This is a genomic window from Thiohalomonas denitrificans (genome assembly GCF_016841685.1).
GTDB lineage: Bacteria > Pseudomonadota > Gammaproteobacteria > Thiohalomonadales > Thiohalomonadaceae > Thiohalomonas > Thiohalomonas denitrificans_A.
In genome coordinates, this window is the sequence record NZ_JAENYR010000075.1 from 1 (window position 1) to 16,751 (window position 16,751).

Below are 16,751 nucleotides of genomic sequence, written 5' to 3' on the forward strand. Positions count from 1 at the left end.
AAATAGAATCACTATTCGCCTCAAATGACCGAAAAATCTGACTCAATCCGTCTTGCCCTCGTGACGGTCGCTATTCTCGGACAGGCTCCTAGTCTGATTTTTCCTTAAGCCACCGCAAATACAGCGGCCGTAAACGTAACCCACAGTGACTCGAAAAACATGAAACATCTTTGGTTGACCGCCTACACCGATGTCCTCGAATCCCTGCGCGCGCGCTGGTTTATGGTCTACGCACTGGTATTCGGTGGGATCGTGGTCGTTTTGTTCGCATTCGGGTTGACTGAATCGCGCATCATGGGCTTTTCCGGCCTGTCACGGCTGCTCATTACCTATATTCAGTTGACTATGGCGATCCTGCCGGTGTTTGTTTTGATTACCACCGTGCGTTCGGTCGCCGGGGATCGCGAGGCCGGCGTGTTCGAATATCTTTTGTCGCTCCCGGTCACTCTTGCGGCCTGGTTCTGGGGCAAAATGATCGGGCGTTTCCTGGTTGTTTTCCTCCCGGTGTTGGTGGCGATGATGGGCGCTATCGCGTGGGCGGTCGTGGTCAAAGGGGCGGAGGTGCCCTGGGCTACTGTCAGCTATTACACGGGACTTCTGGTCGCGCTTGCCTGGTGTTTCCTCGGCATCGGTATGCTCATTTCGACCCTGGCGCGCAGCGCCGATGTCGCCCAGGGGGCGGCGTTCGTGGTGTGGCTAACGCTGTTGCTGTTTCTCGATCTTATTCTGCTGGGCATTATGATCCGGGAGCACTTGCCGCCGGAGACGGCGGTCGCCATTTCCCTGATCAATCCGATGCAGGTCTTCCGAACTGCGACCATGCTGCTGTTCGACCCGCAGCTGGTTCTGCTCGGGCCGGCCGCCTACATCATTCTGGATAACTTCGGCAACGCCGGGTATATCGCCTACGCGGTGCTCTATCCGACCCTGCTCGGTACGCTCTGTGCGGCACTGGGTTTCTTCTTCTTTCGCCGTAGCGATCTGCCGTGACCTTGGAAAGGGTGCATTAGCATGTCCGAACCGCTCGACCGGAGCTTCGGTTATGAGTGCGTCGAGCCCCTGGAGCGGGAGCGGCGCATTCGCAATGTCTTTCGCCTGGTAGCGCCCCGCTACGATCGCATGAACGACTTCATGAGCATGGGTATCCACCGGCTGTGGAAGCGTTACCTGGTGCAACGGGTCGCGCCACGCGCGGGCGAAATCCTGGTCGATTTGGCGGGAGGAACCGGTGATGTGGCCTGTGGACTCGCCGGGGCGGATCGGGATGTGGTGATTGTCGACCCGAGCACCGAAATGATGAACCAGGGGCGCCGCAGAAGGCTGCCGGACGGCATCCGTTGCCTGGCGGGCAAGGGTGAGGCCATCCCCCTAAAGGACTCCTCGGTGGATGCGGTGACCATTGCGTTCGGCATCCGCAACACTACCAGCATGGAGCAAACACTGGCGGAGGTGTTGCGTGTATTGAAGCCCGGCGGCCGTTTCTATTGCCTCGAATTCTCCCGCCCCTGGGCGCCCATCCGGCCACTCTACGACCTCTATTCTTTCCTGGTGATCCCGCGCCTCGGGGCACTCGTCGCCGGTGAGCCCGCTGCCTATGCCTATCTAGTCGAATCGATTCGGCGTTTCCCACCGCAGGAGGCGATGAAAGCCTTGTTCGAGAAAGCAGGCTTCGAGGATGTCGGCTATCGGAACCTGTCTCTGGGTATCGCCTGCGTGCATTGGGGCAAACGCGCGACCACCTGATCTGTGACCCATGACCGTGAATCACCATCGAGACGACAACGGACCGGCGACCTGGTTGGGCTCCGCCGCCGGGCATCGCCCCGACACCGTAGCCCTTTCAGCAGTCTCCGGGCAGAGCCTCACCTATCGGGAACTATATACAATCGCCTCTCAACTGGCAGCCGGACTGCTGGCAGCCGGCATCGGTCCGCGACGGCCCCTGGTACTGGACCTGCCGGCTTGGGAGACTGCCATTGCGCTGCATGCGGGGCTCCTTGCCGGGATTCCCCTCCTGCCGCTCGATCCGCACCTTCCCCGTCCCCATAGGCTCCGGTTGCTGGCAGCAAGTGGGGCGAGAATCGCACTGACCACGGGTGCGCAGGCAGACGAAGGCCTGGAAACCATTACGTTTGCGGAGGCGCTGGAGGCACCGGTACGTTCCCGGCCACCCCCGACGCCCGGGTTGCATGGGGTTCAGCTGATTATCGGCACCAGCGGCAGCAGCGGCCCGCCGAAAGGAGTGATGCTTTCGGCGGGCAATTTGGCTGCTGCTGTTACGGCGTCCCGGGCTCAGCTGCCCCTGGCAGCGGGCGATTGCTGGCTTGGGTGTCTGCCGCTTACCCATATCGGCGGATTGTCGGTGCTGCTTCGCTGTGCTGAAGCCGGGGCGACGGTTCGCTTGCACGACCGGTTCGAGGCGAAGAGCGTCTGGTCCGACCTGCAAGCGGGCACTGCAACCCATATCTCCCTCGTGCCGGCAATGCTGGACCGGCTGCTCGAGGTAGGGGTGGATAGCCGGCCGCCTCGCCTGGCGGCGGCTCTGGTTGGCGGTGGTGCTCTTGCCGACTCGTTGCGCGGTCGCGGGCTCGCCGCGGGCTGGCCGCTCTATCTCAGCTATGGAATGAGTGAGACTGCATCCCAGATAGCTACGCGGCGGGCGGTCGAGCCCGATGATGCCTCGGTCGGCAAACCGCTTCCGGGTTTCGAAGTTCGGGTGGAACAGGCCCGTCTCGCTGTTCGTGGCCCGGCGGTCATGCTCGGCTATGCCAATCCGGAGCTGATTCCGGGCGATGGCCTGACGGACGACGGCTGGTTCCTGGCGCGCGACCTCGTGCGACTCGAAAGCGGGCGGCTAACGGTCCTGGGCCGTGTTGACGACGTGCTGGTGAGCGGCGGTGAAAAGGTGCATCCGGCAATAGTAGAGCGATTGCTCGGCGCCTGCCCGGGCATAGGCGAGGTTGCGGTGAGTGCGGCCTTCGATTCCGCCTGGGGCGATCGCCTTGTCGCGTTCTTCACCGGCACAACGAACGCCGCTGCCGTCGAGACCTGGGCCCGGGAGCATCTTCAAGGGGGATGGCGTCCCCGTTCGTTTTTGCGCCTCGAGGCATTGCCCCGCCAGGGTACGGGCAAGCTCGATCGGCGCCGACTGCGCCGGCTTGCCGAGGATATGGGGGTCGGAACTTCTCACTCTTGTCCGAATGCTTCGTAAATTCCAGCCTTTGCGGTGCACAACCCGGACAATTCGGTGGGTGGTGCGGCGTTTTGCTGTCGCTAAGCCCCCCTGCGGGCAGCCAGGGTTTCGGCAAGCAGAGGCGGTAACGGCGCGCTCTGTTCGGTCACCGGATCGATATGAACGTGGATGGTGGCGGCCTCGGCCCTGACACGCCCGGCCTTGTCGATGAAGCGGTAGCCGAGGGCAAAGGAGGTGCGCCCCACATCGGTTACCCGGACCTCGACGCTGATCGCCTCCCCGTGGCCTAGCGGGTGCAGGTAATTGGCCTCCGCATGGACCAGGGGCAGGCGCACGCCTTCGGCGATAAGGGTGGGCAGCGGAAAGCCCAACGAGTCCATCAAACCTTCGTAGGCATCGTGGGCGTGGCGGAAGAGGTGGCTGAAAAAAAGCACCCCCGCACTATCGACCTCATGCAGTGATACGGCGAAAAGGTGCGGCGGCATTCGACCGTCTCAGGCGCAGTTCAATGGAAGCTGTGCCTGCCGAGTATCGCCGCACAAGGCTTCAAGTCTCTCCGGGTCGAGGATACGCACCGAGCGCCGATTGCTCGGGGCATCGACCAGGCCGCATTGGCGCAGCCGAGACAGGACGCGACTGACCGTTTCCATGGTGAGGCCAAGGATTTCGGCCATATCGCTCCGCGAAACCGGCGGACAGGTGTTGTCGACGGCAGTGGATAGCAGAAACCAGGCCACCCGCTCCGACGCGTGGAGCACGCCGATGTTGCGAAGCTGTTCCATCGAGCGCCGCAATTCCGCGTTCAGCATGGTCACCAGCTTCAGCGATGTTTTCGGGTTGTTCTCCAGTGCCGCCAGCATGTCGCGGTGCCGGAAGGTGCAGACCTGGACGTCGGTGAGCGCTACAGCACTGAAGGGATAGCTCTCCATCCCCAGCGCCTCGATACCCAGGACTGACCACGGCCCCGCCAGTCGTAGTCCGTGGCAACGTCCATCCGGAAGCGATGAACTGAGCTTGACGTGCCCGTACTTGAGTATGAATAGGTCGCGGGCGGGCATTCCTTGCTGGAAAAGCCACTCATTGGCCCGATATACATCCTTTGAAATCGACCCCTCAATCTCACAAAACTGCTGTTCGGTACACTCGTCTTGTGCAGTTGAAAGGGTTTCGCAGAGGATGCACTGACGCTGAAGGCAGGAACAACTTTTTGCCATAACCGGGACTCCTGTGACTCGGTGTACCGGCCCCCCCACCCGACAACCGAACGCCAAAATTTGATTGTAACCCGTGGCGCTTATTGTTCCCGCAATATACGCCCTAGGAGGTAGCATTGCCTACCCCTTTCGGGGTGCGCAAGCCGCATAAAAGCATATCCCTATGTCTGTACGTCTGTCTTTGTTATCAAGCCCATGGGCTACCGGGGGCTTGTGGTCCCAGACCCGGTCCTTCGGGCAGATTCACTATGCCGCTCCCGGTCTTGGGAAATGACGCGGGATCAGCGTCGAACCAGATTGCTGTTGCCAACCCGTGAGCGAGTTCGGGGCTGCCTGAAGCGACTGCCAGATGCAGCGCAGCCCAGGTTCCGACGGGACCTTCCAGGGTGGTTGTTACCACGCAGCCAATGCCACTGGTACGCAGGCGCTTGGCAATAGCGGCAGCTTTGACGATACCACCGCAGACCGCGGGCTTGAGCACGGCGCGTGCCACCGGTTTCTGCTCTTCCATAATATCAATCCCGACACGCACGAGGTTCTCGTCGAGTGCCAATGCGCAAGGCGCAGAGGCCTGTAGACGCGCAAGCGCATCACCGTATGGCTGGGCCAAAGGCTCCTCCACCATCTCCACCGGGAGGCCGTCGAGGGCGGCGAGGAAGGCACCGGCCTCGGTTTCGCTCCATGCCGCGTTGGCATCAAGGCGAAGTCCCAGTTTCGCCGGCAGATCACGGCAGACCTCACGTAGCCGCGCCGCTTCCACCTCGGGCGGGCCGATACCCACCTTTAATTTGGCGATGCGGAATCCCTCTTCTGCGGCTTCGGCCAGCCGCGTACCGATCCTTTCATCAATGGGGCCGACTGCGGCATTGCAGGCCAACGACGGAGCAGGGCTGCCGGTCAGGAGTCGCCAGAGCGGCACTTCACGGGCCTGGGCTTCGAGGTCGAGAAGCGCCGTCTCCACGGCGAAGCGGGCCGCCGGGGGAGCGGTTGCCTCCAGGGCGGCAAGCCCTTCCGAAGTTGAAATACCCCTAAGCCGAGGCAGTTGCCGGCGAAGCCAGGCCGTCGATGCCGCATCGGTTTCGGTCCCGGCAGCGGCAAGCGGGGCGCAATCGCCCCGGCCCACACGGCCGTCCCTGGCGGTTAGCAGGACCAGCCAGCCGTGGCGGACGCTCAGATGGGAGCGGGCACTCAGCCAGGGGACCCTGAACGGGAGCCGGTAGGGCTGCAGGCGCGCCTGCTCAATCACCATCGCGGGAGCAGCAGCCCCAGGCTGAACAGCAGCCCGAAGTGGAGTTGCAGACGGGCGGTCGCGGCCAAAATGCCGTTGAAAACGGGCCCCGGCGACTCCCGTTGGAAGCATCGGACCAAGTTGAAGGCCGAGGGTGCGGTTAACCCCACGGCCCACACCCAGGGCGTGTCGGTGACCGCCAGAGCGGCCGGGAAAGGGAGCGCCAGCATCCAGACGTAAAGGCGCTGCGCACCTTCGCGGCCGACCACCACCGCCAGCGTGCGCTTGCCCGCGCGTCGGTCTGTGTCGAAGTCCCGGTAGTTATTCACCACCAGCACGGCTGCCGCGAGCAGCCCCAGAGCAGCACCGGCGAGCAGGCTGGCAGCACTCACCCGTCCCGTCTGTAGGTAATAACTGCCACCGACCGCTGCCAAGCCGAAGAAAAGGAAGACGAACAGTTCTCCGAGGGCGCTGTACGCAATCGGCCGGATACCGCCGGTGTAAGCGAGTCCGGCTGCAAGGGAGGCGATGCCGAGGGCCACGATGGGCCAGCCGCCGACCCGGGCGAGATAAATCCCGACCAGCAGAGCAATGCCGAAGCAGAGGTAGGCGCCGGTGGTCACCTGCCGAAGGGTAAGCCAGCCTTCTGCAGTGGCGCGGCGCGGGCCGAGTCGATCCGGCGTATCGGCGCCGCGGGCGAAGTCGCCGGCGTCATTATGGAGGTTTGTGCCCGCCTGGATCAGTGCGGCCGCAAGTAGTGCCGCCAATAACGGCCCGGGCTGGAAACCACCCGTCTCATGCCAGGCGAGGCTGGTGCCGACCAGGACCGGTGTGATCGCCAAGGGCATGGTCCTGGGTCGGATGGCGAGCCACCATGCCCCCCAGGGCGAGGGACGACCGGGCAGCGGCGCGTTCATGGCCGGCGTGGGAAGCGACTGAAGTCGGGATTGCGCTTCTCCAGGAACGCATTGCGTCCCTCCTGACCCTCGTCGGTCATATAGAACAGGGCGGTGGCGTTACCAGCCAGTTCCTGAATCCCGGAGAGCCCGTCGGTATCGGCGTTGAAGGCCGCTTTCAGCACGCGCAACGCAGTCGGTGACAGGGTCAGCATCTGACGACACCAGGCGACGGTCTCCTCCTCCAGCCTATCAAGCGGCACCACGGTGTTCACAAGGCCCATCGCCAGGGCTTCATCGGCACTGTACTGTCGACACAGGAACCAGATTTCCTTGGCCTTCTTCAGGCCCACGGCGCGCGCCAGCAGTCCGGCTCCGAGACCGGCATCGAAGCTCCCAACCCGTGGCCCGGTCTGGCCGAAACGGGCATTTTCGGCGGCGACGGTCAGGTCACATACCAGATGCAGGACGTGGCCGCCGCCAATCGCATAGCCGGCAACCATGGCCACCACCGGCTTGGGCAGTGTACGGATCTGCCGCTGCAGGTCGAGGACGTTGAGGTGCTGCACGCCACCACTGTCCTTGTAGCCCCCGGCATCGCCGCGCACTTTCTGGTCGCCGCCCGCGCAGAATGCCTTGTCTCCCGAGCCGGTGAGAATGATGGCACCGATGTCGGGGTCCATATGGGCTTCGTGGAAGGCACGGCTCAACTCGGTGACCGTCTCCGGCCGAAAGGCGTTACGGACCTCCGGCCGATCGATGGTTATCTTGGCGATACCATCCATCTGCTCGTAAATGACATCTTCGAATTCGAGGCCGGCGGCGTGCCACTCCATCGTGGGGACTCCTGCTTGGGTTGTATACATGTCAGCGAGCTGCTGCGGCCCAATAACGTCGGTGGGCCTCCAGGCTCGCGGCCCGGTCTATCATAACTTCGATCAGCTGAGGTCCATGATGCTCCAGTGCGGCAGCAAGCGCAGGAGCAAATTCCTCAGCATCATCGACCCGGCGATAAGAGACGGCATACAACTGTGCCACCTGCTCCAGGTCCAGGCCGGTCGGGGTCAGCCAGTTCCGTTCGAATCCCGCCAGTCCCGCCTGCGGCAGGTAGCCGAAAATACCACCTCCACCATTGTTGAGGACAACCAGGATCAGGTCTAGTTCGCGGGCGGCGAGCAAACCGTTCATGTCGTGGTAAAGGGCCAGATCGCCGATGAGCCCGACGCTTCGTTGGGCATGGGCGGCGGCGAGCCCGGCGAGTGTGGAAACATTGCCATCGATCCCGCTGACTCCCCGATTTGCTATGATGCGCAGGGGCTTGGCTGCCGTTCCCGACCAGCTATCGATTTCCCGAATGGCCGTGGAATTGCCGCTGAAGAGCAGACTGCCAGGGGGCAGCTGGTCAACCAGCTCCCGGACGATCCGCGCCTCCGGCGGTTTGTGCGCGGCTAAGGCGGACCGTTGCTCCGCCTCGATAAAGCCCTCCAACCATCCCTCCTGTGCCGGCTCCGGGTTTGCGGCGGCTACAGCCTCGCATAGCGGTACCGCGTCGCAGGTGACCAGGGCGGTGGCCCTTCGCAACGGGTCGAGGCGGCGCCCGGTGACGTCAATCAGGACAAAATCGGTCGCCTCGCAGCCCTGAAGATAGTTGCCCAGCGCCTTGGAGACAGGCATCGCCCCGAAACGCAGCACCCACTCCGGCTGGTGTCGGGCCACGAAGCCTTTGTTGCGTAAAAAGGCATCGTACCGGCTGATGGCCGCGTTGCGGGAATGGTTGCCGAAACGGACACCCGAGAGGGGGTCGGCCAGTAGGGGGCAGCGGAGCTGCTCGGCAAGTCCGCTTACGGCTCCGGCAAACCCCTCCTCGCCGCTGTCCCAACCACAGACGATGAGGCCGCGGCGACCGTTCATTGCGTGGGTCAAATCGGAGATCTGTTCCGGGCGTGGCTTCTGTCGGGTACGCGACACGGGGAGATGGCTGGCGCTCGGCTGCGGCGTCTGCAGGGAAGATGGAACCAGTGGTTCCCGGAACGGCACGTTGAGGTGGACAGGGCCGGCCCGTAGGCCGGTACACTCTGACCAGGCTTGTGTGGCCAGCTGTCGGGCGATAGCCGGATCGGCACTGTCGGCCGGCGGCAGATCATGGAAGTCGCGTACATGCACGCCGAAAAGACGTCGCTGATTAATGGTTTGGTTGGCGCCGCAGTCGTGCAGTTCGGGCGGCCGATCGGCGGAAAGCAGAAGCAGCGGAACAGCACTTTCACTTGCTTCGATAACTGCCGGATACCAGTGCGCCGGGGCGGTCCCGGAGGTGCAGATCAAAATGGCCGGTCGTCTCTCGACCCGAGCCAGACCGAGGGCGAAAAAGCCGGCACAGCGCTCGTCCACTTGAATCCAGGTGCGCACGGCAGGGTGGCGTTCGCAGGCGAGCACCAATGGGGTGGAGCGGGAACCGGGCGAGATCACCGCCTCGCGAACGCCGGCAGCGGCGAATGTGTCGATCAGCGTCCAGGCCCACTGCAGATTACGTGCTGCGATATCAGTCATTGCGTGATTATGCGGGAATTATGGGTTCCTGCCGGGCCAGTGTATCTGTCATTGTGGGCGCCAATGAAAGATCCCGATGGTTGTCATGTCGCGGATTGTCGCGAACACGGGACCGCAGGGGCTCAGGCGTTCTCCAGGGCTTCGAGAATGGCGGTGAATTTCAGTTCCGTCTCTTCCAATTCGGCCTGCGGGTCGGAATCGGCGACGATTCCTGCGCCGGCGAAGAGGTCGGCACATTCGTCTTCCAGCAGTGCGCAGCGCAAGGTCACCGCCAGTTTGCCTCCTCCGCCCGGCGTTATCCAGCCCACGGTGCCGGTGTACCAGCCCCTTTGGGTTGGATTGTGGCGGGCGAGCCAGCACAGGGCATCTGCCTGCGGAACGCCGCCGACGGCGGGAGTCGGGTGCAATCGTTTGGCGACGTCAAGCAGGGTGGTGCCCCGGCGCAAATCGCCGCTGACCGGTGTGCGCAGGTGTTGCAGGTTGCGCAGCTTGATGAGTTCAGGAATAGCCTGCATGGTGAATCGATGGCAGAGGGGCGCAAGCGCCTCGCGCACGGCTTCGGCCACGAGAGCGTGTTCGTGCCGAGCCTTGGTGCTGGCCAGCAATGCCTCGCCGAGTTCCCGGTCCTGGCGATCGTTGGCGGCCCTCCGCTCCGTGCCTGCGATCGCTTCGCTGGTCAGTCGGGAACCCTGAATGCCGACCAGCCGTTCCGGTGTGGCACCTATGAGACAACGCCCGCCCAAGTGAGCCGCGAAGACCGTGCAGGAGGGATAGAGGTGCCTGAGAGTGAGTGCCAGGCGTGCCGGGGCGAGATGCCGTTCGGCGCAGACTCGTAGCCGGCGTACCGGTACGACCTTCGTCAATCGGCCCGCACGAATTGCCTCCACGGCACGGGCGACCAGCTGCCGCCACTCTCCCGCCTCTGGAGCCACAGCCACCCGCGTGAGGCGGGTACGGCTGCCTGCGGGAGCGACAGCGAGAGCGATGGCATCCACCAGATAGTGGGTGATACGGGCCCATTCCGCTGCCGTGACATCTCGTGATTGATCGGCACGGGCGGTGTAGGTGAGGAGGGCGTCTCCCCCGTTCTGCCGCATCGTAAGAGTCGGCACGAAGACACCGGCGTTAGGAAAACCCGCCCAAATCCCCCGCATCGGCTCGTTTGGGTCGAAGGCGCAGCCCAAAAAGGCCATCGGATCGCAGCCGGTGTCGTCCGGATCGAGATTCTGCCAGGACAGATCGCGCCACTCGTTCGCCAGGGTTTCAAAGCGGCGCGGCCCTTCGGTATTTATCTGAAAGGCGATCCCCACACCGATCAGCAGGTCGTCCTTGTCGGGATGCGTCCAGAACAGGTAGGGTGGTTCCAGCGGCGGCAGGCTCCGCAGCGACAGGCCGACCGCGGGAACGGAGACGCTAATCAGGCCCTCTTCGCCATCGGCGGCGCTGTCCAGCACCTCAAGGGCGCGGTGGACGAGTGATTCGGCAAGTTGGACCGGTCGCAGCATGGAGGTTTCTCGGTGCGGGACGGTTAATCGTCGGCCACCGATAACCAGGCGAACATGTCCTGAAGCTCCTTATCGGTAAACAGGCTCAGCAAGCGAAACTCCGGGTCATCCGGGTCATGGATCAGAATGCCTTCACGAAACTTCTCGACCTGTCGCCAGAGGTATTCGGTGTACTGGCCGCTGAGCATCGGGACATTGTATTTATCGTCCCCTTCGCCGGTACGGCCGTGGCACGAGCCGCACTCCTTTTGATACTGCCGGCGACCCGTTTCGATATCGCCTTCGGCGCGCGGAATATTGATGGTCTTCTTCGCCAGGAACAACCGTTCGAGCGGGTTGTATGTCGACTCGTCGATGGGAGGCAGCTTGTTGGGTAGCTCGATCGAGGCGATATAGGCCGAAACGTCCTTGAGCTCGGACGCCGGCATCTGCTGTTCCTGGATATGTTCAAGCATGGGGATATTCGGCCGTTTGCGTTCACGGAACAGCAGCAGCTGGCGCTCCAGATAGTCGGCCGGCTGGGCGGCCAAACGCGGGTATTCGCCATTCTTGCTCCCCTGTGCAAACTCACCATGGCAGCCGGCGCACACGTAGTTGATTTCTTCACCAATCTGCAGATCGGGCTCATAGCCGTCGGCATGGGCATTCAGTGCCAGTAGCAGGACCGCACCTATTGGTCCGAGTTTTCGGAAAAAAGAGATCATTTTCTGGAACGGGGTGGCTTGGTCGGGCCGATGATTCTAATGGTCTTTTCTAGGGGAAACCATGATTCATATCAAGCCTTTCTGGACTTCCTCGCTCCCAAAGACCAATTCTTCACGGAAGTCGTCATCCCACCCGGCCTTCTTGAGTTTTCCTCCATAGAGTCCTTCTTGGGGTGTAGTCTGGCCAGGTTCATACACAACCTTCGAACGATGGTAACGTTCTCTGCACCATTGCCACGACGGAGGCGCGAGTCGTCCTCTCCATAAACAATTCACTACTCATCCCCTCCGTCATTCCCTGGGCCGTGCGCGATCACCCGGGCGAGCAGTTACCAAACAACATCCAAGACCCAGTGAACCTTGTTTCGACCTGTCAATGGGAACGGATGGTTTCGGCCATGAATACGACATCGGGTGTGTGAGAGGAGATGTAATAGACGGTTTCGACGCTCGTCTTGTCGTCGATTTGGCGTTCCCGTTCGACCCGCACAATGCTCGTTGCATCGTGCAGGAGCAATCATCTTTCATCCGGTACGCTCGACGGCAGCATCCTCGACCAGTGTGTTCCTAACACCGCCATACTTGGCGGCGTGCTGCCGACGACCTGCTATCAAGGGACTGATACCGCTCGCGTCAAAGTAGGCGGTTGCCCTGCTTTCCCGCCATGACGACTTCTAAGGCGATACTCTTTTACGATATACTAATTTATCGGCTTCGAATTTGGCCTCCGGCTTTTAGGGTATGCCGCGTAACGGCGCGCCTTGGTACTACAACATGTTGGAAAGAGGGGATTACGCAGTGAACCGGACAAACACCTATCTCGGTTTCAGCATCATGATTTTGGTAGTGGTCGGTGTCCTGGTGCTTTTGATCGCCAGAGGCATGGGCCCGGTGCTCAATCCGCAAAATGCGGACATGAGTGAAGAGGCCATCGCCGAGCGTATCGAGCCGGTAGCGAAGCTGAACACCGGTGAGCCGATCCGGCCGGAGGCTCCGGAAGGGGCTGAAGCTCCGGTAGTGGCCGAAGCTCCGGAAGGGGCTGAAGCTCCGGAAGTGGCTGAAGCTCCGGAAGTGGCCGAAGCTCCGGAAGAGGCGGTGGCCTCTGCAGAGGCAGCGGACGAAGCCGGCGCTGATGAGGGACGTAGCGGTCAGGATGTCTACAACAGCACCTGTATCGCCTGCCACGCTGCGGGCGTAGCCGGTGCGCCGAAGTTCGGCGACCCGGCCGCCTGGGGACCCCGCATCGAGAAGGGCATCGATACGCTGGTTCAGAATGCCATCAATGGCTTCGCCGGCGAAACGGGCTTCATGCCGCCGCGGGGCACCTGCGGTAACTGTTCGGATGCAGAGCTGGAGAAGGCCGTGAAATACATGGTCTCCGAATCCCAGTAAAAGGCCGTTGACCGCTTGAAAAAAGGGGCGTCCTCCGGAGCGCCCTTTTTTTTCGTCAATCGTAACTGCTCGCCCGGTTGATCATGCGCGGCATAGGAGATTCGTCATCCCCGCGCAGGCGAACCGTCATCCCCGCGCAGGCGAACCGTCATCCCCGCGCAGGCGGGGATCCATTGTCTGGCCGGTGGTTTCTTCATTTCCCGGCGGTCGTCATCCCCGCGCAGGCGGGGATCCATTTTGAGCCATGCCGATGCTCTCTGGATTCCCGCCTACGCGGGAATGACGGGGGAGTGAGCATACCGTAAATCGCCAAATTCGCAGTGCCTCCCGGTTGGTTGACTACTCTTTTCCGTAGAAACCCTCATTCAGGCGAGTAGGAGATTGCCATGCCTCGTCCTGTTATCCACCACGTCTCGCCGGTCTCCATGCCATCCATAAACCCCGTCGACTTCGGGGCTCCGCTGCGTTGGCTGCGTGCCGGCTGGGACGATCTGAAGCACAATCCCGCCACAAGTATCGGGTACGGTCTGTTCATTATTGCGCTCTATGCAGTGATCATCGCCTTTGCACTGGGCACCAACTGGTACCACGTGGGCCTGCAACTTACGGCGGGCTTTACCCTGCTGGCACCGGTGTTTGCGGTCGGCTTTTATCGCATGAGTCAGCGAATGGAGGAGGGCAGTCCCATCGGTCTTGCCGATGCCTTCGGGGCCTGGAATGCGAACCCTCGCGGGATTCTGGGTATGGGGGTGGTTTTGCTGTTGCTTCTTCTCTCCTGGTTCATGGTCGGAATGTGGACAACGGCCTTTCTGCTGGAGGGTAAAGCGGAGTTGGTATTGAGGTTCGGGGAGGGCGGTTTAGGTGACTACATCACGGCCCTTCCGGCGCCGCTCATCATTGCCTTTTTTCTGACGGGACTGGTGGCCGGGCTTGTGGCCTTCTGCTTCTCGGCCGTGTCAATCCCGCTCCTTATGGAAGAGCCCGACCTGGATTTCATTTCGGCGCTGGTTACGAGCTGGAACGCGGTGATTCGTAACATCGGTCCGATGCTCTGGTGGGCGCTGCTGATCGGCATGATTTTCGCAGGGGGTCTGCTGCTCGGCTACATCGGCCTGGCCGTCGCACTGCCCTGGCTGGGGCACGCCACCTGGCACGCCTATCGGGAAGTGGTTAATCGGGAGGTGTCGGTATCGGAAGTCCATGAGGCGTGACACGTTTGTGTACTCTTGCATGCTTGGCGATACTTTCAGAGTCCCAAAAGCGTCAGACAAGGCGCAACGCGCAGGCAATGGTTTATTCCCTTGTCGAGCGCTGCACGAATCCGCCGGGAGCGGATTCGGACAGCCGAAGGCTGGCCCGAAGGGCGGCCTCCAGGGATGGAGTCCGCAACGCCGTCATGGCCTTTTTTGGGGCTCCCTTAGGGCGAGCCGCTGGCCGGCCAGCGGCTCGCTGAAAGCACCGCCAAGCATGCAACAGTACACCAGGAGCTGTCCGAGAATAGCAACGGGCTCCAAAATGTAGGTTGGCGCTGAGGAACGAAGCCCAACAACATCAGCGTTGGGGTTCGCATAACTCACCCCAACCTACAAAAATGATGTTCTCGGACAGGCTCCTACGTCTCGGTGCCCAGCATGCCCCGCAGGGCGGCGAGGTGCGCCTTGCCACGCTCCTGCTTCTCCTCGGCCGGCGCTTCGATTCCGGCACCCTCCCACTTCAAGTCCTCTTCCGGCAGTTCGGCAATGAAGCGGCTGGGTTCGCAGCGGACCACCTCACCACCACGGCGGCGACGGTTGGCCAGAGTGAGGGTGAGGTTCTGCTGGGCGCGGGTGATGCCCACATAGGCCAGGCGCCGCTCCTCTTCGATGGAATCCTCTTCGATGCTCGTGCGGTGGGGCAGCAGCTCCTCCTCCATGCCCACCAGGAAGACGTTTGGGAACTCCAGCCCCTTGGCGGCGTGCAGGGTCATGAGTCGCACGCGATCGCGGTCCTCATCCTCTTCGTTGCGTTCGAGGATGTCCATCAGGGTGAGTTTGGCGACCAGCTCGCCCAGGTCGGGCTCGCCATCCTCTTTTCCGGCCATGCGCGCTATCCAGTCGAACAGCTCCTCGACATTCTTCATCTTGCGTTCGGCCTGTTTCAGGCTGGGACAGGTGTCCCGCAGCCAGCTTTCATAACCGATCTCCTGCACCATCTCGCGCATGGCCGCCAGCGGGTCGCCGCGCCGCGCCCGGTCGCCGATCGCCACCATCCATTCGGTGAAGGCCCGCAGCCGATTCAGCTGACGCTCCTTGAGTATCTGCGTCAGGCCCAGCTCGAAGCTGGCCGAGAACAGGCCGATTCCCCGTTGCGAGGCATAGTTGCCCAGCTTTTCCAGCGTGGTGGGACCGATCTCCCTGCGGGGCGTGTTCACGATACGCAAAAAGGCCGTATCGTCGTCCGGATTGATCAACAGTCGTAAATAGGCGAGCACGTCCTTCACCTCGCTGTAGGAAAAGAACGAGGTTCCGCCGGAGAGCTGGTAGGGGATGCGCTGCTCACGCAGGGCCTTTTCGAACAGCCGCGACTGGTGGTTGCCCCGGTAGAGGATGGCATAATCGCTGAAATCGGTACGTTTCTGGAAGCGGTGGTGCATGAGTGAAGAGACCACCTTGAGCGCCTCATCCTCCTCATCGCGGGCCCTCACGACACGGATCGGCTCCCCGTACCCCATCTCGCTCCAGAGCCGTTTCTCGAATACGTGGGGGTTGTTGGCAATAAGTCGGTTGGCCGCCTTGAGGATGCAGCCCATGGAGCGATAGTTCTGCTCCAGCTTGACCACCTTTAGGCCGGGGAAATCCTTTCCGAGCTCCACCAGGTTTTCCGGGCGGGCGCCGCGCCAGGCGTAGATGGACTGGTCATCATCGCCCACCACCGTCAGGGCGCCGCGCAGCCCTACCAGCAGCCGGACCAGCCGGTATTGAGTGATGTTGGTGTCCTGGTATTCATCCACCAGCAGGTGGCGAATGCGATTTTGCCAGCGCTCCAGCACTTCCGGTTCCCGTTCGAACAGCAGTACCGGCAGCATGATCAGGTCGTCGAAGTCGACGGCGTTGTAGGCCTTGAGGTGACGGTTGTACTCGGCGTAGATCTGCGAGGCGGCGAAAGAGGCGGTATCGTCCGCGTGGCTGACGGCCTGCTCCGGGGTGACGAGGCCGTTTTTCCAGGCGGAAATGCGACGCTGGATCTCCTGATCGAGGCCGTCGGAGCCACCCTCGCGCCGCAATAGTTCCCGAATGAGGCCGGCGCTGTCCTGGGCGTCGAAAATGGAGAAACCCGGCTTGTGGTCCAGGTGTTTCAGCTCGCAGCGAACGATGTCCAGACCCAGGGTGTGGAAAGTGGATACCCGCAGGCCATGACCTTCGCGACCGACCAGCAACTGCCCCACGCGTTCTTTCATCTCGCGCGCAGCCTTGTTGGTGAAGGTCACTGCTGCGATGTGCCGAGGTGACAGTCCGCACTCCTTGATGAGATAGCCGATCTTGCGGGTAATCACCCGGGTTTTGCCACTGCCGGCCCCGGCCAGGACCAGCAGGGGTCCGTCAATGTAGCGCACGGCTTCATCTTGGCTGGGATTCAGATTGGACACGGCCCGAAAACACGTATGAGGAGAGAGATATATTCTAACAGGCCGGACAGCTTCGCGTATTGGTTTGACCCGCCGCCTGTTTTCCGTGATCCTGAATCTGCTTAGCGATCAGAGTATTTGTAAACCCCCATGGCTGAAGACTTGAACAAAGCAGAGGACCGTTGGCGAAACCGGCGCCTGTTCCGCCCGGAACGACGTCGGCGCTGGGGGCGGTTACTTTTTTTCGTAATTGTCCTACTGCTCCTCGGACTGGCCCTCAATGAAGTCGGCATCGACCCGATCTACGAGTGGCTGCAGGTCGAGTAGCGAGTGGCGAGCACTACCCGCCACTCCGCAGCCCCGAATCGATGACGAGCTCTTAGCCGTCATTGCGAGGCGTATCCCCTGCTGCACAGGCCCGAATCAATGACGAACCTTTAGCCGTCATTGCGAGCCGTACCCCCTGCT

16 protein-coding genes and 1 pseudogene are annotated in these 16,751 nt (G+C 62.0%); 6 read left to right on the top strand and 11 right to left on the bottom strand.

What is annotated here, in order from left to right; all coding sequences use genetic code 11:
- The first annotated feature begins 159 nt into the window (after positions 1 to 159).
- From Q7L05_RS13960 to Q7L05_RS13970, 3 genes are read left to right on the top strand one after another with little or no spacing between them, the layout of a single operon-like run.
- Complete coding sequence (locus tag Q7L05_RS13960; RefSeq protein ID WP_303907883.1) at positions 160 to 990, top strand: ABC transporter permease; 831 nt, start codon at positions 160 to 162, stop codon at positions 988 to 990.
- 21 nt (positions 991 to 1,011) lie between these two features.
- Positions 1,012 to 1,743 (top strand): class I SAM-dependent methyltransferase, encoded by a 732-nt coding sequence (locus tag Q7L05_RS13965; RefSeq protein WP_303907888.1) that lies wholly within the window; start codon positions 1,012 to 1,014, stop codon positions 1,741 to 1,743.
- 10 nt (positions 1,744 to 1,753) lie between these two features.
- Positions 1,754 to 3,211: a class I adenylate-forming enzyme family protein gene (locus Q7L05_RS13970; RefSeq protein WP_303907891.1), complete on the top strand. Its 1,458-nt coding sequence runs from the start codon at positions 1,754 to 1,756 to the stop codon at positions 3,209 to 3,211.
- Positions 3,212 to 3,273: 62 nt separating this feature from the next.
- Here the strand turns inward: Q7L05_RS13970 and Q7L05_RS13975 are convergent, their stop codons facing one another.
- The 10 genes and pseudogenes from Q7L05_RS13975 to Q7L05_RS14015 all read right to left on the bottom strand — a co-directional run bounded on the left by Q7L05_RS13975 (position 3,274) and on the right by Q7L05_RS14015 (position 11,804).
- Positions 3,274 to 3,678: an acyl-CoA thioesterase gene (locus Q7L05_RS13975; RefSeq protein ID WP_303907894.1), complete on the bottom strand. Its 405-nt coding sequence runs from the start codon at positions 3,676 to 3,678 to the stop codon at positions 3,274 to 3,276.
- Between the two features lie 9 nt (positions 3,679 to 3,687).
- The gene (locus tag Q7L05_RS13980) at positions 3,688 to 4,407 is read right to left on the bottom strand and encodes a Crp/Fnr family transcriptional regulator (RefSeq protein ID WP_303907898.1); all 720 of its coding nucleotides are present in this window, start codon (positions 4,405 to 4,407) and stop codon (positions 3,688 to 3,690) included.
- A gap of 187 nt (positions 4,408 to 4,594) precedes the next feature.
- Positions 4,595 to 5,656 carry an o-succinylbenzoate synthase gene (gene menC / locus Q7L05_RS13985; RefSeq protein ID WP_303907901.1) on the bottom strand — a complete coding sequence of 354 codons (1,062 nt, stop codon included), beginning with the start codon at positions 5,654 to 5,656 and terminating at the stop codon, positions 4,595 to 4,597.
- Complete coding sequence (gene menA, locus Q7L05_RS13990; RefSeq protein WP_317623137.1) at positions 5,650 to 6,483, bottom strand: 1,4-dihydroxy-2-naphthoate octaprenyltransferase; 834 nt, start codon at positions 6,481 to 6,483, stop codon at positions 5,650 to 5,652. The genes menC and menA overlap by 7 nt, the downstream gene beginning before the upstream one ends.
- A 65-nt stretch (positions 6,484 to 6,548) precedes the next feature.
- Positions 6,549 to 7,367: a 1,4-dihydroxy-2-naphthoyl-CoA synthase gene (gene menB / locus Q7L05_RS13995; protein ID WP_303907906.1), complete on the bottom strand. Its 819-nt coding sequence runs from the start codon at positions 7,365 to 7,367 to the stop codon at positions 6,549 to 6,551.
- A gap of 31 nt (positions 7,368 to 7,398) precedes the next feature.
- Positions 7,399 to 9,078, bottom strand: a complete 1,680-nt coding sequence (menD, locus tag Q7L05_RS14000) for a 2-succinyl-5-enolpyruvyl-6-hydroxy-3-cyclohexene-1-carboxylic-acid synthase (protein ID WP_303907909.1) — start codon at positions 9,076 to 9,078, stop codon at positions 7,399 to 7,401.
- Between the two features lie 122 nt (positions 9,079 to 9,200).
- On the bottom strand, positions 9,201 to 10,583 hold the full coding sequence (locus tag Q7L05_RS14005; protein ID WP_303907911.1) for an isochorismate synthase: 1,383 nt from the start codon (positions 10,581 to 10,583) through the stop codon (positions 9,201 to 9,203).
- Between the two features lie 23 nt (positions 10,584 to 10,606).
- Positions 10,607 to 11,287, bottom strand: coding sequence for a c-type cytochrome (locus tag Q7L05_RS14010; protein ID WP_303907914.1), 681 nt, complete (start codon positions 11,285 to 11,287; stop codon positions 10,607 to 10,609).
- 66 nt (positions 11,288 to 11,353) lie between these two features.
- Positions 11,354 to 11,559 (bottom strand): annotated as a pseudogene (locus tag Q7L05_RS17530) (hypothetical protein); the annotation flags it as partial.
- A gap of 101 nt (positions 11,560 to 11,660) precedes the next feature.
- Positions 11,661 to 11,804, bottom strand: a complete 144-nt coding sequence (locus Q7L05_RS14015) for a hypothetical protein (RefSeq protein WP_303907916.1) — start codon at positions 11,802 to 11,804, stop codon at positions 11,661 to 11,663.
- A gap of 281 nt (positions 11,805 to 12,085) precedes the next feature.
- Between Q7L05_RS14015 and Q7L05_RS14020 the strand changes: the two genes are divergently transcribed.
- Both Q7L05_RS14020 and Q7L05_RS14025 read left to right on the top strand, forming a co-directional pair.
- Positions 12,086 to 12,679: a c-type cytochrome gene (locus Q7L05_RS14020; RefSeq protein ID WP_303907919.1), complete on the top strand. Its 594-nt coding sequence runs from the start codon at positions 12,086 to 12,088 to the stop codon at positions 12,677 to 12,679.
- A 386-nt stretch (positions 12,680 to 13,065) separates the two neighbouring features.
- Positions 13,066 to 13,890: a DUF2189 domain-containing protein gene (locus Q7L05_RS14025; protein WP_303907922.1), complete on the top strand. Its 825-nt coding sequence runs from the start codon at positions 13,066 to 13,068 to the stop codon at positions 13,888 to 13,890.
- Between the two features lie 401 nt (positions 13,891 to 14,291).
- On the opposite strand, the gene rep is transcribed toward Q7L05_RS14025, so the two are convergent.
- The gene (rep, locus tag Q7L05_RS14030) at positions 14,292 to 16,304 is read right to left on the bottom strand and encodes a DNA helicase Rep (RefSeq protein ID WP_303907925.1); all 2,013 of its coding nucleotides are present in this window, start codon (positions 16,302 to 16,304) and stop codon (positions 14,292 to 14,294) included.
- Positions 16,305 to 16,433: 129 nt separating this feature from the next.
- Between rep and Q7L05_RS14035 the strand changes: the two genes are divergently transcribed.
- Positions 16,434 to 16,610 carry a hypothetical protein gene (locus tag Q7L05_RS14035; RefSeq protein WP_303907929.1) on the top strand — a complete coding sequence of 59 codons (177 nt, stop codon included), beginning with the start codon at positions 16,434 to 16,436 and terminating at the stop codon, positions 16,608 to 16,610.
- Positions 16,611 to 16,751: the final 141 nt, after the last annotated feature.